Raw genomic sequence first — 25,262 nt, forward strand, 5'->3', positions numbered from 1 at the left:
CATCGCTAATCCGGGTGACGGCCCGCGCGCGATGGGCTAGAACGGCGTGCGAACATGCTCGTCCGGCTTTCCATCCGAAACATCGTCCTGATCGAGGCGCTGGACCTCGATTTCGCCGCCGGGCTCGGCGTGCTCACCGGTGAGACCGGGGCGGGCAAGTCGATCCTGCTCGACGCGCTCGGCCTCGTGCTTGGCAATCGCGCGGACAGCGGACTCGTGCGTGCCGGCGAAGAGCGCGCAGGCGTCACCGCCAGCTTCGAATTCGGCGCACTGCCCGATGGCGTCGTCGCCGCGCTCGACGATGCCGGGGTCGAGATCGAGCCGGGCGAGCCGCTCATCGTGCGCCGCCAGCTTCGCGCCGACGGCGGCAGCAAGGCCTTCGTCAACGACCAGCCCGTCGGGGTGGCGCTGCTGCGCGAGATCGCCGGCCACCTCGTCGAGCTGCACGGGCAGCACGACGATCGCGGCCTCGTCAATCCGCGCGGGCACCGCATGCTGCTCGATCGCTTTGCCAGAGCCGACGTCGCCTCGGTCGGGGCGGCATGGTCCGGCTGGCGCGATGCCGCCACCGCGCTCGAGACCGCGCGCGAACATGTAGCGAAGGCCGCTGCCGAACAGGACCTGCTGCTCGCCTACCTCGAGGAACTCAACGCGCTGGCTCCGGTGGCGGGCGAGGAGGAGGAACTCGCCGGAGCGCGCTCGGACATGCAGAAGGGCGAGCGGCTTTCGGGCGATCTCGAGGACCTGCGCCATCTCTGGGCGGGTTCGGATTCCGCGCTCGCCACGATGCGCGGCGCGGCGCGGCGGCTCGACCGGATCGCGGGTGAGCATCCGCTGCTTGCCGAAGCGCTCGCTGCGCTCGACCGCGCGGTGATCGAGGCGGGCGAGGCCGAGGACAGGCTCGAGCGCGCAGCCGAAGCCCTGACGCACGATCCCGCCGCGCTCGACCGCATCGAAACACGGCTGTTCGACCTTCGCGCAGCGGCGCGCAAGCACGACTGCACGGTCGATGACCTGCCGGGAAAGATGACCGAAATGCGCGCCGCGCTCGACGCCATCGAAGGCGGCACGGCCGAGATCGGTGCCCTCGAACAGGCGGAGCGCAAGGCCGCGGAGGCCTATCGCACGCGGGCGCAGGCGCTGCACGAGGTGCGCGCCGCCGCCGCGCTCAGGCTCGACGATGCGGTTGCCGCCGAGCTTGCGCCGCTGAAACTCGACGCCGCGCAGTTCCGCACCTCGGTGAGCGACCTGCCCGAAGATCGCTGGGGCCCGCACGGGATCGACGCGGTCGAGTTCCTCATCAGCACCAACCCCGGTGCCGATTTCGCGCCGCTCGCCAAGATCGCCAGCGGCGGCGAGCTTTCGCGCTTCATCCTCGCGCTGAAGGTTGCGCTGGCCGAGGAGGGCGGCGCTGCCACGATCATCTTCGACGAGATCGACCGGGGAGTCGGCGGCGCGGTCGCCAGCGCCATCGGCGAACGGCTCGCGCGGCTTGCCTCGCAGGGCCAGCTCCTCGCCGTGACGCACAGCCCGCAAGTCGCCGCGCGCGGCGCGCAGCATTACATGATCGCGAAATCGAGCGAGGGGGTGGTCACCCGCACCTCGGTCGAACTGCTCGACGAGGCGGGCCGCCAGGAAGAGATCGCCCGCATGCTCTCGGGCGCCGAAATAACCGACGAAGCCCGCGCGCAGGCCGACAGGTTGCTGGAAAAGGCATGAAGGACGCGGACCGGATGGACGAGGCCGATGCGGCCAACGAGCTGATGCGGCTGGCGCGCGAGATCGCGCGGCATGACCGCCTGTACCATGCCGATGACGACCCCGAGATTCCGGATGCCGAATACGATGCTCTAGTGCGCCGCAATGCCGAGATCGAGGCGGCTTTCCCGCATCTCGTCCGCGAAGACAGCCCGAGCCGCAAGGTCGGGCATGCGGTGGCGGGCTCGCCGCTTTCGAAAGTCACGCACGAGGTTCGGATGATGAGCCTCGACAACGCCTTTTCCCGGGAGGAAGTGGCCGACTTCATCGCGCGCGTCCGCCGCTTCCTCGCCTTGCCCGAAGACGAGCCCGTGGTGATGACGGCGGAGGACAAGATCGACGGCCTGTCTTGCTCGCTCCGCTACGAGGAGGGCCGGCTGGTGCGCGCCGCGACGCGGGGCGACGGGCAGGTCGGCGAGGACGTGACCGCGAACGTCGCCTTCATCGGCGACATCCCGCAAATGCTGCGCGGAAAAGTGCCCGGGGTATTCGAGGTGCGCGGCGAGGTTTACATGGCGAAACAGGACTTTACCGCACTCAATGCTGCGCAGCATGAAGCCGGTGCCAAGACCTTCGCCAACCCGCGCAATGCTGCGGCCGGTTCGCTGCGGCAAAAGGATGCGAACGTCACCGCAGAGCGCCCGTTGCGCTTCTGGGCGCACGGCTGGGGCGCGGCGAGCGAGGTACCGTGCGCGACGCAGTTCGGCATGATGCAGCAGATCATGGAGTGGGGCGTGCGCGTATCGCCCGGCCTAGTCCGCTGCGGCACGCTCGAGGAAATGCTGCAGCATTATGCCGCGATCCAGAATGCGCGGCCCGACCTTTCGTACGATATCGACGGCGTCGTCTACAAGGTCGACCGGCTCGACTGGCAGCAGCGGCTGGGCTTCGTCGCCAAGGCGCCGCGCTGGGCGCTGGCGCACAAGTTTCCCGCCGAGAAGGCCGAAACGACGATCGAGGCGATCGACATCCAGGTCGGTCGCACCGGCAAGCTGACGCCGGTCGGGCGGCTGAAGCCGGTGCTGGTCGGCGGCGTCACCGTCACCAACGTCACGCTGCACAACCGCGACGAGATCGAGCGCCTCGGCGTGCGGCCCGGCGACCGCATCGTGCTCCAGCGCGCGGGCGACGTCATCCCGCAGGTGGTCGAGAACCTTACGCGCGACGAGGAACGGGAAGCCTACCACTTTCCCGACCATTGCCCCGAATGCGGCAGCGAGGCCGTCGCCGAGGAAGGCGAGGTCGACGTGCGCTGCACCGGCGGGCTGATCTGCCCGGCGCAGCGGACCGAGCGGCTCGAGCACTTCGTCAGCCGCGGCGCGCTCGACATCGACGGGCTGGGCGAGCGCACGATCGCCGATTTTTTCGCGCGTGGCTGGCTCGAAAGTCCCGCCGACATCTTCCGGCTGAAGTCGCGCCGCAACGAGATCGTCGCGCTCGAGGGATGGAAGGACAAGTCTGTGGACAACCTGTTGGCGGCGATCGAGGCGCGGCGGCAGCCCGATGCCGCACGGCTTCTGTTCGGCCTCGGCATCCGGCACGTCGGCAGCGTGACCGCGCGCGACCTCATGAAGCGGTTCGAGACCCTGCCCGCGCTGCGCGACGCCGCCGAAAGGGCGCGCGCGGGCGACGAGGACGCGGCAAGCGAGCTGACCTCGATCGACGGCGTCGGCCCGGTGGTGGTCGGGGCTCTGGGCGACTTCTTCCACGAAGAGCACAACCGGCAGGTCTGGGACGACATCCTCGACGAGGTGTCGCCGCCGCCCTACGTGGTCGAAACGAAGGAAAGCGAAGTCGCGGGCAAGACCGTCGTCTTTACCGGCAAGCTCGAGACGATGAGCCGCGACGAGGCCAAGGCGCAGGCCGAACGGCTGGGCGCGCGGGCGGCGGGATCGGTCTCGGCAAGGACCGACCTCGTCGTGGCGGGACCGGGGGCGGGATCGAAGCTCAAGCAGGCCGAAAAGCACGGCATCCGGGTGATCGACGAAGCGGCCTGGGCGGATATCGTCAAGGCGGCGGGATAGGGCGGCGTACGGTCGCCGCGTTGCTCAATGCTTGCGCGACTGGTGCGCCCCTTCGTGGGCCAGTTCGCCCTTGAGCCGCTTTGCCACGGCTTCGAGGGCCTTGAGCGTCACCTCGGACTTGCCGATCATCTGGTATGCCTCGTAGGCGGTGTCGGACCAGATGAAGCTTGTTTCGTGCGCGGCGGCAAAGCGGATTTCTTCCTCGGACGCGCCGGGCATGCGCCCCCTTGCGTGCCGCTTGGCGAGCTTTGCGGTGGCAACGGCGATATCGTAGTACTCGACGTTGCTGCGCACGACCAGCAAGCGCGCGAGCGGGTAGGACATGCGCCTGGCAGCGTCGATCCCGGTCCACAGGGTGCGCCGGTACTGTTCCTGCGCAATCTCCAGTCCGCGCTTGACCACGGTGGTCGCCTCGCCGGTGCCGGCCTTGGTCGCAGCCATCTGCAGGGCGCTGCCCGCAGCCATGCGAATGCCCGCGCTCGACAGGAACGCGACGACCGAACTGCCCGCCGCGCGGGTCCAGGTGGCGGTGATGAAGTTGGTGACGAGCGTGCCCGTTCCCATGCTCAGCACCGTCGATACCGCGAACGCGGTGCCCAAGATGATGTCGCGCTTCAGCTGCTTCTGGTAGGCCAGCACCTTCTCATTGAAGAGCATCCCGCTGCGCAGCGGGATTTCGGCGATCTGCTGGCGGCGCAGGGCGATGCGCCGGACCTCGGTAAGCCTTTCGACCAGCGTCCGGTGAGCGGCCATTTCACCCGCGAGGCGCTGAAGGCGCCGTTCGAGCTTGTCCTTCTTGGAAATGCCGATTTCCCACTCGGTCCCCTTCGTGTGGATGAGACCGGCAGGGCGGGGCGGATCCTCGCAGTAATCGCACATCGCGCCATGCCATCCTCCGGACATGGTCTCGCGACATTCGCGCAGGGTATTGGGCATCGATACCTCCTCCGGCAGCGGACAAGCGGTACAATGCGACCCTGTTTGGCACGCAGGCTAACGGCAGATTTCCCGTTGCAAAAGGCGCAAGCGAGGCCATTTGCGCCAACCGGTTCAGATCGAAGCGTTATATTTTTTCAGGTCGCGGTCCAGCCGCCGTCGACCGGGATGCACGCGCCCGTCGTGGTGCGCGCGGGCTCGCTGGCGAGGAACAGCACCGCCGCCGCCGTCTGCGAGGGCGTGATCCGCTCCTTGATGTGATGGACCGCGAGGAAGGCGTCGTAGGCCTCGTCCTCGCTGATGCCCATCTGCCCGGCCAGCTGGCCCGCCGAGTGCTCGACCATGCGCGTGTCGACGAGGCCGGGGCAGATCGCGTTGACCGTGATCGAGTACGGCGCAAGCTCCGCCGCCATCGTCTTGGTCAGTCCGACCACGCCGTGCTTGGCCGCGCAGTAGTGCCCGAAACCGGGTGCGCCGACGAGGCCCGCCGCCGACGAGACGTTGACGATGCGCCCGCCTCCCCGCGCGATGAGGTGCGGCACGGCGGCGCGGCTGACGCGCCAGACACTCGTCAGGTTGATGTCGATCATCGTGGTGAACTGCTCGTCCGACATTTCGTGCACCGGCCTGTTGCCGCTTAGGATGCCTGCGTTGTTCACGACGATGTCGAGCCCGCCGAACTCGGCAACTGCTGTTTCGACGAGCGCATCGACGGCCTGCTGGTCGCGCACGTCGCAGGTGCGGGCGATCACCTTGCCGCCGTGAGCGCGCAGGGCCTCGGCAGCCTCGTCGAGCAGGCTTGAACCCGACATCTCGTAATCGACCGTGGGCACGCGGTCCCTGCCGAGATCGCATATCGCGACATTTGCGCCGGCGGCGGCGAACTGCAGCGCCATCTCGCGCCCCTGGCCGCGCGCGGCGCCGGTGACGATGACGGACTTTCCTTCGAAATCACGGGACATGTCAGGCTCCTTCGCGGCGATAGGACAGGTCGGAAGTATCGCGCTTGCCGAACGCGAATTCCCAGCCGGGCACGTCGCCGAAGGGCGGGCCGGGCTCGTCGATGCGGGTCATGTCGATCACGACGGTGCGGTCGGCGATCTTCCATTCGCCGCCGCGCCTTTCGAACCTGTCGACGTAGCGGTTGTAGACGGTGGCGTTGCGGCCCTCGTGATCCTCGCTGAACGAGATGCAGTAGGTTTCCGTCCAGGCGACGTCGCCCTGCAGGTCGCAGCGGAAGTTGCCGATGAGGTGCTGGCCCATCCGCAGGTTCTCGAGCTCCCAGGCGACGATCCATTCGGCGAAGTCGTGCCCCAGGCCCTTGAACATGCCGTGATCGTCGGTCGCATCGTCGTGGTAGACCGATTTCAGCAGCTCGGCATCGCAGCGGTCGACGCCGCGGCAATAGCGCGTCAGGACTTCGTAGATTTCCTCGCGGTCGACCAGCGCGCGCAGCGCCGGCGGCAAGTCTTCCCTCTCCCGGTCCGTCATTCGCGGAACCTCCTTCTGGTTATTCGCGCGAAGGCTATCGGAGGCACGCGGGGCTTTCGCCTGTTCGTTGTGCGAGGGGGGTCAGGGCCGCTCCACCCACTTGGTCACGCCGCCCGCGAGCGGCGTCCACCAGCCGATGCGCATGCCGGCATGGGCCAGCGTGTCGCTGGTCCACTGGTTGCAGGTGTTGGTGAAGGTATACGTGCCCCCCGTTTCGTAGAAGACGTCCCAGTCGCCGTAGCCGGGGTGTGAGCGGCGGGCTTCTCTTGGCGGCAGGTAGCCCTCGATCCTGCGGACGAGACGGGCGTACTGCGCGGCAGTGAGGCGAACGGGCCGGATGTCCCCGGCCGGGGCGGGGCGGACGTAGTGCGACACGTGGAGCAGTCCTTCGCCGCCGATCCCTGCGATGCGCAGCACCGTGAGCGGCGAGAGGTCTCCCCACGTGGGCGTGTTGAGGAAGACCTCGCGCTCGCCCCAGCTTACTGACACGTGGGTATAGGGGCGGCGCGATGCCGCGATGTCGGAGACCGGCAGGTCGTCGCGCCAGTCCTTCACCGGCGTGACCTTGGGCATCACGATCGACGTATGGACGCCGTTCGTCTCGACCATGATCTCTACGCCGTCGGCAGGTTCGGTCCACGCCGGATTGCGCGGGATCGAGGAGCCGATCCAGATCGAGAGCATCCACGCGCCCGCGGCCAGCGCCAGCCAGCCCAAAACGGCGCGCGCGATCCTTACCAGCCGCGCGACCATTCGGGCAGCCGTCCGGGCCGGGTCGTGCGCACGCGGGCGAAGGCGCGCTTGCGCAGCCACAGGATCGACCAGTCTCCCGCCACCATGCGCGCGGCAAGCCGGAGCCCGGCGTGGCGGCAGGCGCGGCGCACCTGTCGCTCCTGCGTATCGAGAAGCCCGGCCAGCAGCAGGTGCCCGCCCGGCACAAGCGACCGGGCGAAATCGGGCGCGAGTTCGACGAGCGGCCCTGCCAGGATGTTCGCGATGACGAGGTCGTAGGGCGCCCGCGCCGCGATCAGCGGGTGGTTCATGCCATCGGCCACGGTCATCGCGACTTGCCCCGCGTGTCCGCCAAGTTCGAAGCCGTTGGCCGCCGCATTGTCCTCGACCACTTCTACGCAGACCTCGTCGATGTCGCTGGCGGTGGCGAGCGCGCGCGGCCACAGGCGGAGCGCGGCGAAGGCCAGGAGGCCGGTACCCGTGCCGATATCGGCAAGGTTGCGCACCACCACGCCCTGCCGCTTCATCGCATCGAGCATGGCGAGGCAACCGGCGGTCGTGGCGTGCTGGCCGGTGCCGAAGGCCTGGCTGGCCGGGATGACGAAATCGATGGCACCGCTTGTGGGCGGATGATCGGGCGTGCGGACGTGAAAACGGCCCGCGCGGATCGGCTCGAGAACACCCTGGCTTTGCGTGACCCAGTCGGTGTCGGGCAGCTTCTCCACCGCGAACGGGGGGGCATCGCCTGCGAACAGCGCGGCGAGTGCCGCCTTGTCGCGCCCGTTCGGGCGGCGCGGGAGCCACGCCTCGATCTGCCAGTCGTCGGGGCGATCCTCTGCGATTTCGCTTCCCGAAATGACGATGTCGGCATCCCAGTCGAGCGCGTCCTCGTGCGCCAGCAGCGCGGCTTCGACCGCGGCGCGCGGGGCCCGTGCGGAGACTTTCCAGCTACCGGACATACCAGTTACCGGACATAGCTCGCTCCGTTCGCGTCGATGGTCGCTCCGGTCATGCTGGGAGGCGCATCGAGTGCGCAGAATGCGGCGATGGCGGCGATTTCCTCCGGTTCGGCGACGCGGCCAAGCGGGATGTCGGCCAGCAGGCCGGGGCCGCCCCTGCCGGCGAGGTAGTCGCCCGCCATCGCGGTGTCGGTGAACCCCGGCGTGATCGCGAAGCTGAGGATGCCGTGCGCGGCGTACTGGCGCGCGATGGTCTTGTGCATCGCGAGCATGCCGCCCTTGGCCGCCGCGTAGTGCCAGTGCGCGGGCGAATCGCCCCGGTGCCCTGCCCGGCTGGCGACATGGACGAGCCGGCCCCCGTTGCCGGTCTCCTGCCAGTGCCGGACGGCGAGGCGCGAAAGCTGCGCGGCGGCGGTCAGGTTGATCGCCAGCGTGCGCTCCCACGCGGCGAGCCATTCGTCGTCGCCGGTATCGAGCGGGACCCCCTCGAACAGCCCTGCATTGTTGACGAGCACATCGATTCGGCCGGCCGCGCGGCCCAGCGCCCCGGCCCAGAGCGCCGGGGCGGCGGCGGGATCGGCGAAGTCCGCGGCGACTGTCTCCTCGTCGGCGAGGGAAGTGGCATGGCCGATGACGCGCACGCCGCGCTCGCGCAGCGCCGCGGCGATGGCCGCGCCGATGCCCCGGCTCGATCCGGTGACGAGCGCGGTCATGGTCAGGTCGTGCGTCATGCGGTTTGCGCTATCTTTTCTGCGGGGTGCGGCAAAGGGCTAATCGCCGCATCACTTGCACCGCCCGACGATTTGGCTAAGTGGGGCACCAATTGCGGCGGTGCCACCATCCGCCGCCCGACAAAGGGGATTCGCACCACATGGCACAAGCCGGTACCCGCAACCGACCGCTTTCGCCGCACCTCCAGATCTGGCGCTGGGGTCCGCACATGTTCGTGTCGATCCTGCACCGGGTCACCGGCAACGCGAACGCCGTCGTCGGCCTCGCCATCCTGCTGTGGTGGCTGGGCGCGCTGGTCAGCGGGCCGGGCGCCTACGCCACGTTCGCCGGTCATGCGTCGTCATGGTACGGCATCGTCGTGCTCGCGGGCGTCAGCGCATCGCTGTTCACGCACATGGCCTCCGGCGTCCGGCACTTCGTGCTCGACATCGGCGCGGGCTACGAACTCGAAGCCAACAAGATGTGGTCGATCCTCAGCCCGGTGATCGGCGTCGCGCTCGCTGCGATCTTCTGGGCGCTGCTGCTTCTCGCATAGGAAACGCACAATGGGTAACGGAACCTCGATCGGCCGCGTCCGCGGCCTCGGCGCCGCGAAGGAAGGCACGCACCACTGGCTGGTGCAGCGCTTCACCGCTGTCGGCAACCTGCTGCTCCTCGTCTGGCTGGCGGTATCGCTGATCATGCTGCCGGACCTGTCCTACGCGACCGTGCGCGAATGGCTGTCGAGCCCGCTTCCCGCCGTCGCTATGGGCCTGCTCATCATCAGTTTCTTCTGGCACGCGCGCCTCGGCATGCAGGTCATGCTTGAGGATTACGTGCACGAGGGCGGGAACAAGTTCGCCGCGATCCTCATCCTCAATCTCGTTGCTTTCGCAGGGGCCGCATTCGGCCTGTTCTGCGTGATCCGCCTCGCGCTGGGAGGCGCATAAGATGGCCACCGATTCCTCGACCCAGCCTGCCTACAAGATCATCGACCACACCTACGACACCGTCGTCGTCGGCGCGGGCGGGTCGGGCCTGCGCGCCACGATGGGCAGCGCCGAAGCGGGGCTGAAGACCGCCTGCATCACCAAGGTGTTTCCCACCCGCTCGCACACCGTCGCGGCGCAGGGTGGCATCGCGGCCTCGCTGTGCAACAACACGCCCGACCACTGGTCCTGGCACATGTACGACACCGTCAAGGGGTCTGACTGGCTGGGCGACCAGGACGCGATCGAATACCTCGCGCGCGAAGCTCCCGCCGCCGTCTACGAGCTGGAGCACGCCGGCGTACCCTTCAGCCGCAACGAGGACGGCACGATCTACCAGCGCCCCTTCGGCGGGCACATGCAGAACATGGGCGAAGGCCCGCCGGTGCAGCGCACCTGTGCCGCGGCGGACCGTACCGGCCACGCCATGCTGCACGCGCTCTACCAGCAGAGCCTGAAGTACTCGGCGGACTTCTTCATCGAATATTTCGCCATCGACCTGATCATGGAGAACGGCGAGTGCCGGGGCGTGATCGCGCTGTGCCTCGACGACGGGTCGATCCACCGCTTCCGCTCGAAGGCGGTCGTGCTGGCGACGGGCGGCTACGGCCGCTGCTACTTCACCGCGACGTCGGCCCACACCTGCACCGGCGACGGTGGCGGCATGGTGCTGCGCGCCGGCTTGCCGCTGCAGGACATGGAGTTCGTGCAGTTCCACCCCACCGGCATCTACGGCGCGGGCGTGCTCATTACCGAGGGCGCGCGGGGCGAGGGCGGGTACCTGACCAACAGCGAGGGCGAGCGGTTCATGGAACGCTACGCACCCTCGGCCAAGGACCTTGCCAGCCGCGATGTCGTGTCGCGCTCGATGGCGCTCGAAATCCGCGAAGGACGCGGCGTCGGGCCGGAGAGCGACCACATCTACCTGCACCTCGACCACGTCGATCCAAAGGTGCTGGCAGAGCGCCTGCCGGGCATTACCGAGACCGGCAAGATCTTCGCCAATGTCGACCTCACGCGCCAGCCGCTGCCGGTTGTCCCGACCGTGCACTACAACATGGGCGGCATCCCGTGTAACTACCACGGCGAAGTCGTCACCGTGGGGCCGGACGGCAACCCCGACACGGTCGTCCCCGGCCTGTTCGCGGTGGGCGAGGCGGCGTGCGTTTCGGTCCACGGCGCCAACCGTCTCGGTTCGAACTCGCTGATCGACCTCGTGGTCTTCGGCCGCGCGACCGGCTTCCGCCTCAAGGAACTCATCAAGCCGGGCGAGGCGCACGACGAGCTGCCCAAGGATTCGGCGGACCTGGCGCTCACCCGCCTCGATCACTTCCGCAACGCCAAGGGCGGATCGCCGACCGCGAGGATCCGCGAGCAGATGCAGCGCGGCATGTCGCAGTACGCCGCGGTGTTCCGCACCGACGAGACGATGAAGGAAGGCGTCGACAAGCTGGGCGAGACCTATCGCCGGATGGAAGACATCGACGTATCGGACAGGTCGCTTGTCTGGAACACCGACCTTGTCGAGACGCTCGAGCTCGACAACCTCATCGCGCAGGCGAACGTCACCATGGCCTCGGCCTACAACCGCAAGGAAAGCCGCGGCGCCCACGCGCACGAGGATTTCCCCGATCGCGACGACGCCAACTGGATGAAGCACACCGCCGCCTGGTTCGAAGGCTGGGGCGGCAAGGGCGGCGCGGTGAAGATCGATTACCGCCCGGTCCACGAATACACGCTCACCGACGACGTCGAATACATCAAGCCCAAGAAGCGCGTTTACTGACGCGACTTCCATAAAAGACGCGAAGGGCCGGGATTTCCCGGCCCTTTTGCCCTGTATCGCGTTAGCTGCTCCGGACCCGGTCGCCACGCTCCTGCATTTTCGCCTTGATCTGTAACAATGTGCACATAGTCTTGCGGCCTGTTACTTTCGTGAAGTTCTGTTCAATCGAGGGGAAATGTCATGAAGACGTCGATCATCGCGAAGATGGTTGCGACCACCGTGTGCGGCGCGCTCGTCGCGACGCCGGTGCTGGCCGAAAAGGCGAACCGGCTGCAATCGATTACCGGGATGGACGCCTGGGGTGCGGAGCGCGCGCTCAAGGATCGCGGCTTCAAACACATTTCGAGCCACAAGAACTCGCGCGGCTATACCTACAGCTACTGGTGGGACGATGCCGACGACAACTGCGTACGCGCCGAAGTCTACAACGACACGGTCGAGACGCTGATGGATGCGACGGACAAGGACTGCAATCACTCGGGCGGCAGCACCGGCGCGGCGGTCGGCGCGGTGGCGGGCCTTGCCATCCTCGGTGCGCTGCTCGCCAGCAAGTCGCACCACCGCGAGGGCAAGGACTACAACGAGGAGCAGACCGGCGCGTTTGATCGCGGATACAAGGACGGGCTCCACAACGCGGCTTATCACAACTACGATCGCTCCGACGCGTACTCGCACGGCTACGAAAAGGGCGTGGACGAGCGGCAGGCGAACCTCAGCCACCACCACAATCGCGGCGGATACTACCAGACCGTGCGATACAACGACCTGCAGGGCGCGCGTGCCGCCGGGGCCACGGAGGAACTCGGCCGCCGGGGCTTCACCCAGGTCGACAACTTCACCTCGGGCAACACCCGCTACGGCATCTATTCCCGTCGCGAATCGAACCAGTGCCTGCAGGTGACCTTCGCCGACGGCAGGATCTACGACATCCGCGACATCGGCCAGCACCCGCGCTGCTGACGAGGCCCTGACCGGGCCTGCGACCGATGCGTTGCAGGCCCGGCCTTTCGCTGCCAACATCCCTGCCGGTTCGATAGCCGCAGGATGGAGGCAGGCATTGTACGCGATCGCAGGACATAAGCTCACCACCGGAGCCGCATTGCTGGCGCTCGCTGCCTGCACCACGCCTGCGCCTCCCGCGCCCGAACCCGCTCCGGTACCAGGGCCGCCTGCCGGTCCGACCTCCGGTTGCCCGGTAATCGAAAGCCGCAACTGGCATGCCTGGATCGACCGGATGCCGGGGCCGGACGCAACGCCGACGCTCAACATCAGCGGCGAGGTGGACCTGCCCACGCCCGGCTACACGACGATCCTGCGCGCCGGGCCTGCCGACCGCATGATGCCGCCGGGCCTGCGCTTCCGCCTCGAGACGGGCGCGCCGCAGGGCATTGTCACGCAAGTCGTCACGCCGACCGAGGTCAGCTATCGCCAGCCCACGCCGCACGACCGCATCCGCGAGATCATGATCCGCTGCGGCGACAGGACGCTCGCGACGATCCCCGACGTGATGATCACGGAGTAGGGCCGCCGCCGCCAGCGAGGTAGCATTTCGAGAAGCCGCGATAGCCGATCTCGTCCTCAGCAGCAGGCGGCACCACGATCATCTCGGTCCTGCGAAGCGCATCGTCGTCCGATGCCGGCTCCAGCGGGCGCAGCGTGACGACGAGGCCGCCGCTTTCGTAGCGGTTCTCGCCCGCCGCCTGCAGCGGGATAAGCTTTGCGTTGAGTTTGATCGCCGCCGACCGGCCCGGCTCGTACAACAGCGAGGGGAAGGCTATCTCCGTCAGGCGGATCGTGCACTTCCCGTCAAGGCCGCCCAGCGCGTTGACGTCCGCAGCGCTCATCGTCTCGGGCTTGACGATTGCGGTGGCGACGTTCCGCAGCGCACTTTCGGCGGGCATTTGCGGTGCGGGCTTCGGTGCCGGATCGAGTTGCGCCTCGCGGTCGTTGCCGATGGCGGTGTTTCGGTTGCAGCCGGCGAGCGCAGTCGCCAGCGCGGCAAGGATCAGGACGGTTCTCATTTCGCGACTCCTTGCGGCAGCTGCTTTTCGGTCCGCACGCCGTTCGCCTCGATGTCCTCGATCAGGTACTTCATCTGGGCGATCTCGCGCCGCTGGGCGAGGATGATGTCGTGAGCGAGCTTGCGCACGCGCGGGTCGCGAAGATGCGCGCGCTCGCTGGTCATGATCGCGATCGAGTGGTGCGGGATCATCGCACTCATGTACTCGGTGTCGGTCACCGTGGTCTGGCTTCGCACCAGCCACAGCGCGAGCGCGAAGACGATCGCCGCGACGCCGAGGATGATCCAGTTCTTCGTGCGGTTGCGATACATGCCCCACATGAAGAGCAGCATGACGACCATCATCGCCGCGCCCATCACGAAGGCCATCCAGAACCGCGTCTCGCTCCACAGGACGTGCTCGACCGAGAAGGTGTTGAGGTACATCAGCACGAACATCACCACCGTGCTCGTCCCGATCATCGCCATGAATTTCCAGTAGGGGCCTTCGCCCCGGCCATGCTGCATGTCTGCCATGCCGGTTCTCCCGTCTACGTCTCAATGATTCAATGCGATGTCCGGAAAAGGGTTTCCGTCGGTGCGAAATCGAGGGCGTTGACATTCACCCGGCGTTCATGTTTACAGACGTAGTCGACTACGTGTGTAAACGAAGGAGAGAGCGATGGCCGGCGAGTCGGCGCAGCCCGAACGGATCAGCGAGGCCGAGCATGCAGTGATGGAGGCCCTGTGGGCCGCAGCGCCGCTTTCCGCCGCCGAAGTGTGCGAACAGGTCTGCGACAAGCGCGACTGGAGCCTCGCCACCGTCAAGACGCTGCTGTCGCGCCTTGTCGCCAAGAACGCCGTCGCCACCGAGCCGGACGGCAAGCGCTTCCTCTATTCACCCCGCATCGAGCGCGCCGATTACGTCGGCGTCGAATCGCGCCGCCTCGTCGAACGCCTGTTCGGCGGGCGTGCGGCACCGCTTTTCGCCCATCTCGCCGAAGCAGAAGCCCTCAGCGAAGAGGACATCGCCGAGATCGAGGCGCTCCTCAAGGAGATGAAGCAATGACCGACTGGCTTCTCGACACGCTCGTAACGACCGGCGCGCTGATCGCGCTGGTCCTCGTCATCCGCAAGCCGGTCGCAAGGCATTTCGGCCCCGGCGTGGCCTACGCGCTCTGGGCGCTGCCGCTCATCCGCCTGTTCCTGCCGCCGCTCGAATTGCCCGGAGAACTGGCGCCGCAGCCCGATTTCGTGCTGATGCCCGCCGCTGCCGGCGATGCCCCCGCGGGCGAGTTCCTGCTCGCCTCGGCGACGACCGGGACGGTCCAGGCGGAACCGGCGCTCGCGCTCGGCACGATCCTGCTGGTTCTTTGGCTCGGCGGGGCGATCGCCTACCTCGCGATGCGCGCCAACGGCTACGTCGCCATGCGGCGCAAGCTGCTCGAGGACGCACGCCACGTCGCGTCGTCGGGCAAGGTGCGCATCGTCGAAAGTCCGGAAGCCTATGCTCCGGTCGCTTTCGGCGTGTTCGACAAGGTCGTCGCGCTGCCCGTCGGTTTCCTTGCCGAGGCGGACACCGACGAGTCCGATCTCGCCATCGCGCACGAGCTCGAACACCATCGCGGCAACGATCTTGCCGCCAACATCGCGATGCAGCCGCTGCTGGCGCTGCACTGGTTCAACCCGCTGGCATGGGCGGCCTGGCGCGCGATGCGCTCGGACCAGGAAGCCGCCTGCGACGCCCGCGTCGTCGCCCAGTTCGATGGCGAGGAAGTGCGCGAGACCTACGGGCGGCTGATCGCCTCGTTCGCCGGAGCGCCGAGGCACTCGCTCGCCGCGCCGATGGCAGGCCCGCTGCTGGGCGACAAGCCGATCATCACTCGCCTGAAGAGCCTCGCGACCGGCGATGTCTCGCCGCGCCGCCGCGCTTTCGGCCGGACGCTGCTCGCCGGATCGGCGCTCGCACTGCCGCTGACCGCGACGGTGACCTATGCTGCGATCGAGTCGCCTGTCGCGCCCGAAGCGCCGGTCGCGCCGGTTGCACCGGCCGCGCCGGGAGTCGCTCCCGTGGCTCCGCTTGCACCCGATGCGCCGCGCGTGGAGAAAATCCGTCACGAGGTCGTCGAGCGGGTCGTGGACGTGCGGCAGTCCGAAGAGAACAGTCCCTGGGACTTCTTCGACCGCTTCGCCGAACCGCGCGCCGAGCGCATCGCCCACCTCGACCGCGCGGAGGAAGCGCGCATCGAACGCGATGTCGAGCGTCGGGCCGAGCGTGCGGAGCGCGAAGCCGAGCGGGCCGAACGCGCCGTCGAACGCCGGGTCGAGCGCGAACTGGCGCGCGCCGAGCGGGAAGCCGGGCAGGCCGAACGCGAAGCCGAACGCGCGGAACGCGAGGCCGAGAGGGCCGGGCGCGAGGCCGAGCAGGCCGCCCGCCGAGCCGTCGCCGCGGCTCCGCACGTCCAGCGCTGGACCTCGCGCGACGGCAAGGTGCAGAAGATCAGGATCGAGCACCGCGATCGCAACGGAAATGCCACCTTCTCGCAGGCGATGGTCATCGACGCATCGTGCGAGGCGGGCAGCGCCAACGACCACCGGCAGGTTTCGGGCGATGCGTCCTACGTGAAGATCTGCACCGGCATCCCGCGCAAGCTCGTCGCCAACGCGCTGGCGCAGGCGCGCGCCGCGATCGAGGCCGACACCTCGATGTGCGAGGAAACCAAGGCCGAAATCCTGCGCGACATGGACGCCGAGATTTCCGCCGCGAAGGCCGAGCTCGACATCACCTGACCGGCCGAAACCCCTGATCGGGCAATGGTCCCGCCCGATTAACTCCCCGTTCATCGCGCGCACGGCACGTTTCGTCGCTCGATCAACGGGGAGTCTTGTATGTCCGAAGCCGACGACCAGACCGGCAGGCGCGAACGTTCGCCCGGGATCAAGCTCCTTTTCGCAGCACTCGTCGCGGCGGCGCTGATCGTCCCGCTCATCCTCGTCTACGCGCTCGTCTACGACCGGCAGGAGCAGTCGCGCACCGCGCAGGCCGCGATCAACGCGGGCTGGGGTGGCGAGCAGGTGATTGCCGGCCCGGTCGTCGTCGTGCCCTTCACCACCACCGAAGTGCAGAACGAGACGGTCAACGGCCGGACCACTTCGCGCACCGTCGAGGTCGAGCGCAACCTCTACATCTCGCCGGTCGAGAACCGCATAACCTCGCGCCTCGATCCCGAGGAGCGCCGCAAGTCGATCTATTCGAGCGTGCTGTTCGAGGCCGACGTCAAGGGCACCGCCCGCTTCGCCTTGCCCGCCGACCTCGAACGCTTCGGCGTGGCGCGCGGCGCGTTGCGCTGGGACCGGGCCGAAGTTCGCATCGGAGCGTCCGATCCGCGCGGATTGACCGGCGGCGGGCGCATCGTCGCGGACGGGGAAACGCTCGGCGTGGAGCCGGGGCGCGGACCGGGTGCGACCGGCGGACAGGGCTTCTTCGCGTTCCTGCCGTGGGACGGCGAGGGCGAGCTGGGCGTCGCATACGGCTTCGGCCTGCGCGGCAGCGGTTCCTTCGCCATCGTCCCGCGCGGCGGGCGCACCGTCTGGCAAATCGCGTCGGGCTGGGACAGCCCCAGCTTCGGCGGCGCGTTCCTGCCCGACGAGCGCAGCATCGGCGAGGACGGCTTCACCGCGCGTTATACGATAGACAAGCTGGCGCTCGGCCAGGCGGCAGTGACCACCGACGAGCAGCGGCCCGCGATCTCCGGCGGCGACTACCGCGCGCCGCCTCCTGTCGTAGTTCCCGCCGCGATGGGCGAGGGGCAGGCGCTCGCCGTCACCGTCGGCCTCGTCGAGCCGGTGGACCTCTATTCGAAGGTCGACCGCGCGGTGAAGTACGGCTTCCTCTTCATCGGCTTCACCTTCCTTGCCTTCCTGCTGTTCGACATCGTCGGCGGCGCGCGCGTCGCGGCGGCGGAGTACCTGATGACCGGAGCGGGGCTGGTGCTGTTCTTCGTGCTCCTGCTCGCCTTCGCCGAAGTCGTCGGCTTCACCGCCGCCTACCTGGTCGCGAGCGCCGCGATCATCGGCCTGCTGACCGCCTACAGCGCGGCGGTGCTGGGCACATGGCGGCGCGCGGGCTTCATCGGCGCCATGCTGACCGGGCTCTACGCGCTGCTCTTCGTGCTGCTCAACCTCGAGGCGTGGTCGTTGCTGATCGGCGCGCTGCTGCTCTTCGTGGCGCTGGCGGGCGTTATGTACGCCACCCGCCGCGTCGACTGGGGCGGCGTGGGACGGCGTGAGGCGGTCCCCGCCTAGCCGCCGGGACAGCGCACGAAGACGGCGGGCGGCTCGGTCCGGCCGGGCCGGTAGCGGGCGGTGCCGTCGCCGTTGAGCGCGAAGTAGACGGCGCGCGTGGTTTCGCCCTCGCCGATGCGCTCGCGCAGGGTGATCGCGATCTGGTCGCCCTCGACGTTGACGTCGGTGACCGGGCCGCCGGTCTCGAAGAATCTGACCTCTCGCGGCCCGACGCGGACGTTGCGGAAGGCGGGCGCGTACTCGTAATCCTCGGCACAGGCCGTGCGGTCGGGAGCGTAGAGGCCGACGAAGCGCGCGGGCACGACCGCCGGGGCCGGTGCGCCCGAAGCACCTTCGCCCGGTTGCTCCCCGACTTGAGCTTCGCTGCGGATGGCAGAAGCCGGGCAGCGCCCGTAGAGCAGGCTTTCGCCGCCGCCCTGCCGCACCCGCATCCGCTTGCCGTTGTCGAGCGCGAGATAGACCGCGCCGCCGTTCTCCAGCGTCACCGCGAGCGCGTTGCCGTCGCGCGAGATCGACGCGGCCTCGCCGCCGCCCTCGAACATGTCGACCGACTTCGCGCCCACGGTCAGGCGGCCGTGATTGCGAACCGCGCATGCCTGGCTCGCCCGCGCCCAAGTCCCGCGAAACTCGGCGGGAATGCGGACGAGCTTCGGGTGGCGGTCGGTTTCGAGGGGCGTTTTGGTGCGCGAGTCCGGCTGGGCGGCAGGGGAGGTCGTGTCGCCCGCTGCTGCTTCGCCCGCGCTTTGCTCGCCGTCACCGCCGGAGCAGGCGGCGAGGAGCAGAGCGGAAGCGATGGCGACGCGGCGATGTCTCATGGATCGGTTTTACGCCCCTTCGCCAACCCGCGTCCAGCGCTGCGATGCCTGAGCGGGTGGACTGACCTACCGCCTCCGCAATCTCTCGCGCGTAAGCTGGTCCACGCGGGTCACGCCCATCAGTTTCATGCCGCGCTCGATTTCTTCCTTGAGGAGCAGGATCGCGCGTTCGACGCCTTCCTGGCCTGCGGCGGCGAGGGCGTAGAGGTAGAGCCGGCCGCCGCTGGCGCAGTCGGCCCCGGTGGCGAGCGCCTTGAGCACGTGGGTGCCGCGTCGCACGCCGCCGTCGCAGATCACTTCCATGCGTCCGCCGACCGCATCGACGATCTCGGGCAGCTGGTCGAAGGGCGAGCGGCTGCCGTCGAGCTGGCGACCGCCGTGGTTCGATACCATGATCGCGTCGATCCCCATGTCGGCGGCGCGGCGCGCGTCGGCGGCGCTCATCACGCCCTTGAGGCAGAAGGTGCCGCCCCAGTCGTCGCGGATCTGCTCGACCATCTTCCAGTCCATCGACTGGTCGAGCATCTCGGAGAAGTACTTCTGGATCGACACCGACTCCGCGGTGCCCTCCTTCACGTGCGTGTCGAGGTTGGGCAGCGCGAACTTCTCGCGGAACAGGTAGTCAAGCGCCCAGCGCGGCTTGATCGCGTAGGACAGCGCCGAACTCATCGTGAAGGTCGGCGGGGAGGAGAACCCGCTGCGCAGGCAGCGCTCGCGCTTGCCGCCGACGATGGTATCGACGGTCAGCGCGATGGCATCGAACTTCGCGGCCTTGCACCGCTCGATCATCGAGGCGTTGAGGCCCTTGTCCTTGTGGACGTAGAGCTGGAACATCTTGGGGTTGTCGCCCATCGCCCCGATTTCCTCGATCGAGACGGTGGCGAGGCTCGATATGCCGAACCAGAGGCCGAACTTCTGCGCGGCGCGGGCAACCGCGCGCTCGCCCTGCCAGTGGAACACGCGCTGCAGCGCGGTGGGCGAAAGGATCAGCGGCAGGGCGCTTTGCCGTCCCATGATCGTGATCGAGGTGTCGATCTCCTCCACCCCGGCGAGCACGTCGGGCACGAGGTCTGTGTCGGCATAGGCATCGGTGTTGCGCGCCTTGGTGATCTCGTCGTCGGCGGCGCCGTCGATGTAGTCGAACACGGGCCAGGGCAGCCGCTGTTTCGCGAGCAGGCGGAAATCGTCGATGTTGTGACAGTCGGTAAGGCGCATGGGCAGCGCTTAGCCGGGGAATTGTCCTTTCGGCAATCGTCTAAGCGACCGGGGGGAGGCGAAGGCGCGCGACGAACTCAGTCGTCGTCCTTGTCCTTCTTTTTCTTCTTGTCGTCGTCGTCGTTGTTCTCGGCAGCGATTTCCTTGCGGCGCTGTTCGATCACGTCATCGGGGGCAGGGCGCCCGGGATAGCCGCAGCCCTTGCCCTGGCCGACGCCCTTGAGGAAACCGCGACGCGCGAGGCCTGCCTGCACGGCGGCCTCGACCTTGCGCTTCTGGTCGTTGGCGCCCGAAATCTCGCGGATGATGCCGCGGAAGGGGATGAACGAGCCGACGACCGACTGCGCGACGCGGGTGGCGGAGATGTTGCGGCGCGCGTCCTGCGGCAGGTCGATGTCGTCGCCGAGCATCGTGTCGAGCTCGCGCACTTCGGCGATGATCTGGCGGCAGGTGCGCAGGCCCTGCAAGTCGTAGGGCTTGTCCTGCGCGTCGATCAGCATCTGCGGGATCTCGTCCTTGCGCAGGTTGAGGTCGGTCACGGGCGTCGCCGCGACGTCGACCGCGCTGGGATCGCGCTCGGTAATCGGGTCGCGCTCCTTGTCGTCCTCGTCGTCGCGCGCCATAGCGGGAGACGTCGCGAGCATGGCGACCGCCGTTGCCGTCAGGATGAATCCGCGCATGATGGTTCCTCTTCGCTAGCGCGGAAACAAATGCTATCTCCGCATGTCTGCAAACGTGTCGCAGGCCTCGTCGTTCCCGGTACGCAGGCCGCGCTCCAGCCATTCCATACGCTGCTGACTTGAACCGTGGGTGAAGCTTTCGGGATTGACCGCCCGCCCGGAGCCGCTTTGCAGCGCATCGTCGCCGATGGCGCTGGCGGCGCGCAGGCCTTCCTCCATGTCGCCCTGCTCGATCAGGTTGCGGTTCCGGCCCGCCCAGACGCCGGCGTAGCAATCGGCCTGCAGTTCCATGCGAACCTGCAGCTGGTTCGCGCCGCGCGGGTTCTGCTGCTGGGCGCTGCGCACCTGGCCGGCAAGGCCGGTCACGTGCTGGACGTGGTGCCCGTACTCGTGCGCCATCACGTAGTAGCGCGCGAAGTCGCCGCGCGCGCCGAGCTGGTTGGCGAGCTGGTCGTAGAAGCTGGTGTCGATGTAGATGCCTTCGTCGGCGGGGCAGTAGAACGGCCCCATCGATGCCGCCGCCGCGCCGCAGCCCGAGCGGGTGCCGCCCTGGTAGAAGTTGAGCGTCGGCTGCCGGAACGCGATGTTGGCCTGCGCGAACAGCGGCTCCCACGTCTCGTTCAGCGAGCTGAGCGCGTTGCACGATTCGAGCGAATACTGGTTCTGCTCGCAGATCTCGGTCGTGGACTGGCCCTGCACCTCGCGCTGCTGGGCGGGCGCGCCCTGCTGCATGCCTTCCATCGTGCCGAGCATCTGGCCGGGATCGATGCCGAAGACGAGCGCGGCGATCAGCGCGATCACGATCGTGCCGCAGCCCAGCTTGCCGCCGCCGCCACCCGGAAACCCGCCGCCCCCGCCGCGATTGCGCACGCTGATGTTCGCCGGGTTGAACCTGTCTAGCCGCACCGCCATTCCCCTCTTATGTTGCGCATGCGAAACCCCGCGATCCTTGCGGGGCCGGGCGATGCGACTGGATCGTCCGGAAGGTGGCACAGGTAATCAGCAGGAGTCGAGAATGTTCCTTTCGGGCAAGCGCGCGGTCGTCACGGGGTCGACATCGGGGATCGGGCTTGCCGTCGCCCGTGCGCTGAGGGCCGAGGGCGCGCAGGTCGTCCTCTCGGGCTTCGGCGACGAGGGCGAGATCGCGGCGCTGTGCGAGGAACTCGAAGCCTCGCACGTCGGCAGCGACCTTTCGACCCGCGCAGGAGTGGAGGAGCTGATGGCGAGGGCGGGCGACACCGACATCCTCGTCAATAACGCGGGCATGCAGCACGTCGCGCCGATCGAGGACTTCCCCGTCGACAAGTGGGACAGGATCATCGCGCTCAACCTCACCGCCGCGTTCGATGCCTGCCGCCTCGCCGTACCGCACATGAAGCGCGCGGGGTGGGGGCGTATCATCAACATCGCCAGTGCGCATTCGCTTACCGCATCGCCGTTCAAGGCCGCCTACGTTTCCGCCAAGCACGGGCTTGCCGGGCTGACCAAGACGCTGGCGCTCGAACTGGCGCAGGAGAACATCACCGCCAACTGCATCAGCCCCGGCTACGTCTGGACGCCGCTCGTCCAGGACCAGATCCCCGACACGATGAAGGCGCGCGGGATGACGCGCGAGGAAGTGATCAACGACGTCATGCTGGTGCGCCAGCCCACCAAGAAGTTCGTCCAGCCGGAGGACATCGGCGAAATGGCGGTGTTCCTGTGCCGCGACGCCGCCGCCAACGTCACCGGCGCCAATCTCAACGTCGACGGCGGCTGGACCGCCGAGTAGGCAACCGCCGCAATTCCCGCGCGCTTCACCCTGCGGACAGAATTGGCGTTTATAGCAAGGAACCGATGAACAGGGGCAGGCTCGCATCGACCGGGACGTGGGCGCTGGCAGCGATGCTGGCGCTCTGCCTCGGCATGCCTGCCGAAGCCGCGCGCCGCGACAGCGAGCTCGAGGCGCAACTGCGCCGCCATATCGAGGTCCTCGCCAGCGACGAGTTCGAGGGACGCCAGCCCGGCACCGAGGGCGAGGCGAAGACGCTGCGCTACCTTGGCAAGCAGTGGTTCGACATCGGTCTCGCTTCGGGCACCAACGACCCCGCCAACGAGTGGTTCGCCCCCGTCACGCTCGTCGCGCGCGAGCCCGCCGCATCGCAGGCGGTGTTCTCGCGCAAGGGCACGGCGATCGGCCTGCCCGCGGGTTCGGTCCTGATGCTCACCTCGGGACGCCGGGCGCTCATCCGCCGCGCGCCTGTCCTGTTCGTCGGCAAGCAGGACATCGAAAGCCCCGCGCGCGGAGAGCTTGCCGGCAGGGTCGCGCTGCTGCTCGATGCCGACCGGACCGATGGCGAGCGGCAGAACGCGCTGCTTGCCGCGGGCGCGGCGGCGGTGCTGACGGTGCTCGACGGGGACAGGACGCTGGAAGGCATCGCCGCGCGCAGGCAGCGCTCGGGTTATGCGCTGGCCGACGAGAACCTCGGCGGTGACCTCGAGGGGTTCGTTACCCGCGAAGGCATGGAAGCGCTGCTCAGGGGCAGCGGGGCGACGCTCTCCGGTCTGGAGGCGCGCGCGTCCGAACCGGGCTTCGTGCCCGAGATGCTCGATTTCGTCGCCTCGCTCGAAGCGACCACGCAGGAAACCACGATCCGCACCCACAACCTCATCGGCAAGATCGAGGGGCGCAAGCCGGATGCGGGTGCGGTGCTGCTCGTCGCGCACTGGGATCACTTCGGGGTCTGCGCCGAGGAACCGGCCGAGGACCTCGTCTGCAACGGCGCGGTCGACAACGCGAGCGGAGTCGCCGCGCTGACCGAGATCGCGCGCCGCCTGATGCGCGGGCCGCGCCCCGACCGCGACATCTATTTCCTCGCCACCACCGCCGAGGAACTGGGCCTGCTGGGCGCGCACGCCTTTGCCGAGAACCCGCCGGTGCCGCTCGACCGGATCGTCGCGGCGATCAACATCGATTCGATCGCGCTTGCGCCGCGCGGCACGCCGCTCGGTATTGTCGGCAGGGGCATGACCGCGCTCGACCCTGAGATCGAGAAGGCTGCCCGCTCGATGCGCCGCAAGATCGTCTCGGGGGACGAGGCCAACGAGTACGTCAAGCGGCAGGACGGGTGGGCGCTGCTCCAGCACGACATCCCCGCCGTGATGGTCACCAGCGCCTATGGCGACATCAAGCGGGTGGAGCGCTTCTTCGAAGGCGATTACCACCGCCCCAGCGACGACCTCTCGCGCCGGATAGAGCTTGGCGGAGCGGCGGAGGACGTGCAGTTCCTGACGGGCCTTGCTCGCTGGTTCGCCGATGCCGACAGGGTTTCGCTTCCGCCGCGATAAGCCCCTAGCGGCGCAGCCCCCTCTTGGTTACATGGGCCGCCACGAATCCCCCGCACAAAGGCAGCAAGTGGCGCACATGGACATTCCCCTCGGACTTACCTTCGACGACGTCCTGCTGCGCCCGGCGGAATCGAACATCATTCCCAACCAGGCCGACATGCGCACGCGCCTGACGCGTGAGATCGGGCTGAACATTCCCGTCGTCTCTGCCGCGATGGATACCGTGACCGAAGCCGACATGGCGATCATGCTGGCGCAGATGGGCGGCATCGGCGTGCTTCACCGCAACCTCTCGGTAGACGAGCAGTGCGCGGCGGTACGCGCGGTCAAGCGCTTCGAAAGCGGCATGGTGGTCAACCCCATCACCATCGCGCCCGACGCGACCCTGGGCGAGGCGCAGGCGCTGATGGAAACGCATCGCATCAGCGGCATTCCCGTGGTGGAGGCGAGTGGTCGGCTGTGCGGCATCCTCACCAACCGCGACGTGCGCTTTGCCGACAATGCCAGGCAGCCGGTGCGCGAACTGATGACCAGGGACGACCTCGCCACGGTCTCCCCCGGCGTGACGCAGGAAGAGGCGCGCAAGCTTCTCCACCAGCGCCGCATCGAGAAGCTGCTGGTCGTCGACGACGACTTCCATTGTATCGGCCTCATCACCGTCAAGGACATCGAGAAGGCGGTGAACTATCCCGACGCCACCAAGGACGCCGCGGGCCGCCTGCGCGTGGCGGCGGCGACGACCGTCGGCGACAGCGGCTTCGAGCGGACCGAGGCGCTGATCGATGCCGAGTGCGACGTGGTCATCATCGACACCGCGCACGGCCACAACCGCAATGTCTCGCTGGCCGTGGAGCGGGTCAAGAAGCGGTCGAACTCGGTGCAGGTCATCGCCGGCAACGTCGCGACCGCCGAGGCGACGCGCGCGCTGATCGATGCCGGAGCGGACGCGGTCAAGATCGGCATCGGGCCGGGATCGATCTGCACGACGCGGATCGTCGCGGGCGTGGGCGTGCCGCAGCTTACCGCCGTGATGGAAGCGACCGAGGAAGCCGACAAGGCGGGCGTGCCGTGCATCGCCGACGGCGGGCTCCGCACGTCGGGCGACGCGGCCAAGGCGCTGGCCGCCGGGGCCTCGACGATCATGGTCGGATCGATGCTGGCGGGCACCGAGGAAGCTCCGGGCGAGACGTTCCTCTACCAGGGCCGCGCGTACAAGTCGTATCGCGGCATGGGATCGGTCGGCGCGATGGGGCGTGGCTCGGCCGACCGTTATTTCCAGGGCGACATCAAGGACCAGATGAAGCTCGTTCCCGAGGGGATCGAGGGGCAGGTGCCCTACAAGGGGCCGGCTAAGGACGTGATCCACCAGCTCGTCGGCGGCATCAAGGCGGCGATGGGCTACACCGGGTCGGCGACGATAGACGACCTGCGCACCAAGGCGCAGTTCATCCGCATCACCAACGCCGGGCTTCGCGAGAGCCATGTTCACGACGTCACCATCACGCGCGAGGCGCCGAACTATCCCTCGCGCTGAG

At 68.1% G+C, this 25,262-nt stretch carries 25 protein-coding genes; 13 read left to right on the forward strand and 12 right to left on the reverse strand.

Annotated elements, in window-relative coordinates; genetic code table 11:
- The first annotated feature begins 54 nt into the window (after window positions 1-54).
- Window positions 55-1,719 carry a DNA repair protein RecN gene (recN, locus tag FHS75_RS01015; protein WP_179405863.1) on the forward strand — a complete coding sequence of 555 codons (1,665 nt, stop codon included), beginning with the start codon at window positions 55-57 and terminating at the stop codon, window positions 1,717-1,719.
- Entirely contained in the window at window positions 1,716-3,782 is a 2,067-nt protein-coding gene (gene ligA / locus FHS75_RS01020; RefSeq protein ID WP_179405864.1) for an NAD-dependent DNA ligase LigA, read from the forward strand. The genes recN and ligA overlap by 4 nt, the downstream gene beginning before the upstream one ends.
- A gap of 24 nt (window positions 3,783-3,806) precedes the next feature.
- Here the strand turns inward: ligA and FHS75_RS01025 are convergent, their stop codons facing one another.
- From FHS75_RS01025 to FHS75_RS01050, 6 genes are all read right to left on the reverse strand, one after another.
- Entirely contained in the window at window positions 3,807-4,718 is a 912-nt protein-coding gene (locus tag FHS75_RS01025) for a hypothetical protein (RefSeq protein ID WP_179405865.1), read from the reverse strand.
- 137 nt (window positions 4,719-4,855) lie between these two features.
- On the reverse strand, window positions 4,856-5,680 hold the full coding sequence (locus tag FHS75_RS01030; protein ID WP_179405866.1) for a mycofactocin-coupled SDR family oxidoreductase: 825 nt from the start codon (window positions 5,678-5,680) through the stop codon (window positions 4,856-4,858).
- A 1-nt stretch (window position 5,681) separates the two neighbouring features.
- Window positions 5,682-6,209 carry a nuclear transport factor 2 family protein gene (locus FHS75_RS01035; RefSeq protein WP_179405867.1) on the reverse strand — a complete coding sequence of 176 codons (528 nt, stop codon included), beginning with the start codon at window positions 6,207-6,209 and terminating at the stop codon, window positions 5,682-5,684.
- Between the two features lie 81 nt (window positions 6,210-6,290).
- Window positions 6,291-6,962: a DUF2459 domain-containing protein gene (locus FHS75_RS01040; protein WP_179405868.1), complete on the reverse strand. Its 672-nt coding sequence runs from the start codon at window positions 6,960-6,962 to the stop codon at window positions 6,291-6,293.
- Window positions 6,944-7,900 carry a 50S ribosomal protein L11 methyltransferase gene (locus FHS75_RS01045; RefSeq protein WP_179405869.1) on the reverse strand — a complete coding sequence of 319 codons (957 nt, stop codon included), beginning with the start codon at window positions 7,898-7,900 and terminating at the stop codon, window positions 6,944-6,946. Before FHS75_RS01045 ends, FHS75_RS01040 begins: the two co-directional genes overlap by 19 nt.
- Window positions 7,901-7,905: 5 nt before the next feature.
- Window positions 7,906-8,613 (reverse strand): SDR family NAD(P)-dependent oxidoreductase, encoded by a 708-nt coding sequence (locus FHS75_RS01050; protein ID WP_179406520.1) that lies wholly within the window; start codon window positions 8,611-8,613, stop codon window positions 7,906-7,908.
- A 158-nt stretch (window positions 8,614-8,771) separates the two neighbouring features.
- Here FHS75_RS01050 and sdhC point away from each other — a divergent pair, with 158 nt between their 5' ends.
- From sdhC to FHS75_RS17775, 5 genes are all read left to right on the forward strand, one after another.
- Window positions 8,772-9,167 (forward strand): succinate dehydrogenase, cytochrome b556 subunit, encoded by a 396-nt coding sequence (sdhC, locus tag FHS75_RS01055; RefSeq protein WP_179405870.1) that lies wholly within the window; start codon window positions 8,772-8,774, stop codon window positions 9,165-9,167.
- A gap of 10 nt (window positions 9,168-9,177) precedes the next feature.
- Window positions 9,178-9,561 (forward strand): succinate dehydrogenase, hydrophobic membrane anchor protein, encoded by a 384-nt coding sequence (gene sdhD, locus FHS75_RS01060; RefSeq protein WP_179405871.1) that lies wholly within the window; start codon window positions 9,178-9,180, stop codon window positions 9,559-9,561.
- Between the two features lies 1 nt (window position 9,562).
- Window positions 9,563-11,386 carry a succinate dehydrogenase flavoprotein subunit gene (gene sdhA / locus FHS75_RS01065; RefSeq protein WP_179405872.1) on the forward strand — a complete coding sequence of 608 codons (1,824 nt, stop codon included), beginning with the start codon at window positions 9,563-9,565 and terminating at the stop codon, window positions 11,384-11,386.
- Between the two features lie 180 nt (window positions 11,387-11,566).
- Window positions 11,567-12,346 carry a hypothetical protein gene (locus tag FHS75_RS01070; protein WP_179405873.1) on the forward strand — a complete coding sequence of 260 codons (780 nt, stop codon included), beginning with the start codon at window positions 11,567-11,569 and terminating at the stop codon, window positions 12,344-12,346.
- 97 nt (window positions 12,347-12,443) lie between these two features.
- Window positions 12,444-12,908: a hypothetical protein gene (locus tag FHS75_RS17775; RefSeq protein WP_229735454.1), complete on the forward strand. Its 465-nt coding sequence runs from the start codon at window positions 12,444-12,446 to the stop codon at window positions 12,906-12,908.
- Here FHS75_RS17775 and FHS75_RS01080 read toward each other — a convergent pair.
- Both FHS75_RS01080 and FHS75_RS01085 read right to left on the reverse strand, forming a co-directional pair.
- Window positions 12,898-13,407 carry a DUF6692 family protein gene (locus tag FHS75_RS01080; RefSeq protein WP_179405874.1) on the reverse strand — a complete coding sequence of 170 codons (510 nt, stop codon included), beginning with the start codon at window positions 13,405-13,407 and terminating at the stop codon, window positions 12,898-12,900. The two genes, FHS75_RS17775 and FHS75_RS01080, sit on opposite strands and share 11 nt — an antisense overlap.
- Window positions 13,404-13,868 (reverse strand): DUF305 domain-containing protein, encoded by a 465-nt coding sequence (locus FHS75_RS01085; protein WP_179406522.1) that lies wholly within the window; start codon window positions 13,866-13,868, stop codon window positions 13,404-13,406. Before FHS75_RS01085 ends, FHS75_RS01080 begins: the two co-directional genes overlap by 4 nt.
- Window positions 13,869-14,067: 199 nt before the next feature.
- Between FHS75_RS01085 and FHS75_RS01090 the strand changes: the two genes are divergently transcribed.
- The 3 genes from FHS75_RS01090 to creD all read left to right on the forward strand — a co-directional run bounded on the left by FHS75_RS01090 (window position 14,068) and on the right by creD (window position 17,690).
- Window positions 14,068-14,454 carry a BlaI/MecI/CopY family transcriptional regulator gene (locus FHS75_RS01090; RefSeq protein WP_179405875.1) on the forward strand — a complete coding sequence of 129 codons (387 nt, stop codon included), beginning with the start codon at window positions 14,068-14,070 and terminating at the stop codon, window positions 14,452-14,454.
- Complete coding sequence (locus FHS75_RS01095; protein WP_179405876.1) at window positions 14,451-16,175, forward strand: M56 family metallopeptidase; 1,725 nt, start codon at window positions 14,451-14,453, stop codon at window positions 16,173-16,175. Before FHS75_RS01090 ends, FHS75_RS01095 begins: the two co-directional genes overlap by 4 nt.
- A 99-nt stretch (window positions 16,176-16,274) precedes the next feature.
- Window positions 16,275-17,690 carry a cell envelope integrity protein CreD gene (gene creD, locus FHS75_RS01100; protein WP_179405877.1) on the forward strand — a complete coding sequence of 472 codons (1,416 nt, stop codon included), beginning with the start codon at window positions 16,275-16,277 and terminating at the stop codon, window positions 17,688-17,690.
- Here the strand turns inward: creD and FHS75_RS01105 are convergent.
- The 4 genes from FHS75_RS01105 to ypfJ all read right to left on the reverse strand — a co-directional run bounded on the left by FHS75_RS01105 (window position 17,687) and on the right by ypfJ (window position 21,306).
- Entirely contained in the window at window positions 17,687-18,505 is an 819-nt protein-coding gene (locus FHS75_RS01105) for a hypothetical protein (RefSeq protein WP_179405878.1), read from the reverse strand. The two genes, creD and FHS75_RS01105, sit on opposite strands and share 4 nt — an antisense overlap.
- A gap of 66 nt (window positions 18,506-18,571) precedes the next feature.
- Window positions 18,572-19,720 (reverse strand): alpha-hydroxy acid oxidase, encoded by a 1,149-nt coding sequence (locus FHS75_RS01110; protein ID WP_179405879.1) that lies wholly within the window; start codon window positions 19,718-19,720, stop codon window positions 18,572-18,574.
- 77 nt (window positions 19,721-19,797) lie between these two features.
- Window positions 19,798-20,400 carry a hypothetical protein gene (locus tag FHS75_RS01115; RefSeq protein ID WP_179405880.1) on the reverse strand — a complete coding sequence of 201 codons (603 nt, stop codon included), beginning with the start codon at window positions 20,398-20,400 and terminating at the stop codon, window positions 19,798-19,800.
- A gap of 33 nt (window positions 20,401-20,433) precedes the next feature.
- Window positions 20,434-21,306 (reverse strand): KPN_02809 family neutral zinc metallopeptidase, encoded by an 873-nt coding sequence (ypfJ, locus tag FHS75_RS01120; protein WP_179406523.1) that lies wholly within the window; start codon window positions 21,304-21,306, stop codon window positions 20,434-20,436.
- 109 nt (window positions 21,307-21,415) lie between these two features.
- On the opposite strand from ypfJ, the gene FHS75_RS01125 reads away from it, so the two are divergent.
- From FHS75_RS01125 to guaB, 3 genes are all read left to right on the forward strand, one after another.
- On the forward strand, window positions 21,416-22,171 hold the full coding sequence (locus FHS75_RS01125; protein WP_179405881.1) for a 3-hydroxybutyrate dehydrogenase: 756 nt from the start codon (window positions 21,416-21,418) through the stop codon (window positions 22,169-22,171).
- Window positions 22,172-22,236: 65 nt separating this feature from the next.
- Window positions 22,237-23,727 (forward strand): M28 family metallopeptidase, encoded by a 1,491-nt coding sequence (locus FHS75_RS01130; protein WP_179405882.1) that lies wholly within the window; start codon window positions 22,237-22,239, stop codon window positions 23,725-23,727.
- A 76-nt stretch (window positions 23,728-23,803) separates the two neighbouring features.
- Complete coding sequence (guaB, locus tag FHS75_RS01135) at window positions 23,804-25,261, forward strand: IMP dehydrogenase (RefSeq protein ID WP_179405883.1); 1,458 nt, start codon at window positions 23,804-23,806, stop codon at window positions 25,259-25,261.
- The last annotated feature ends 1 nt before the right edge of the window (window position 25,262 follow it).

The organism is Novosphingobium marinum (assembly GCF_013408095.1).
GTDB classification, from domain to species: domain Bacteria; phylum Pseudomonadota; class Alphaproteobacteria; order Sphingomonadales; family Sphingomonadaceae; genus Novosphingobium; species Novosphingobium marinum.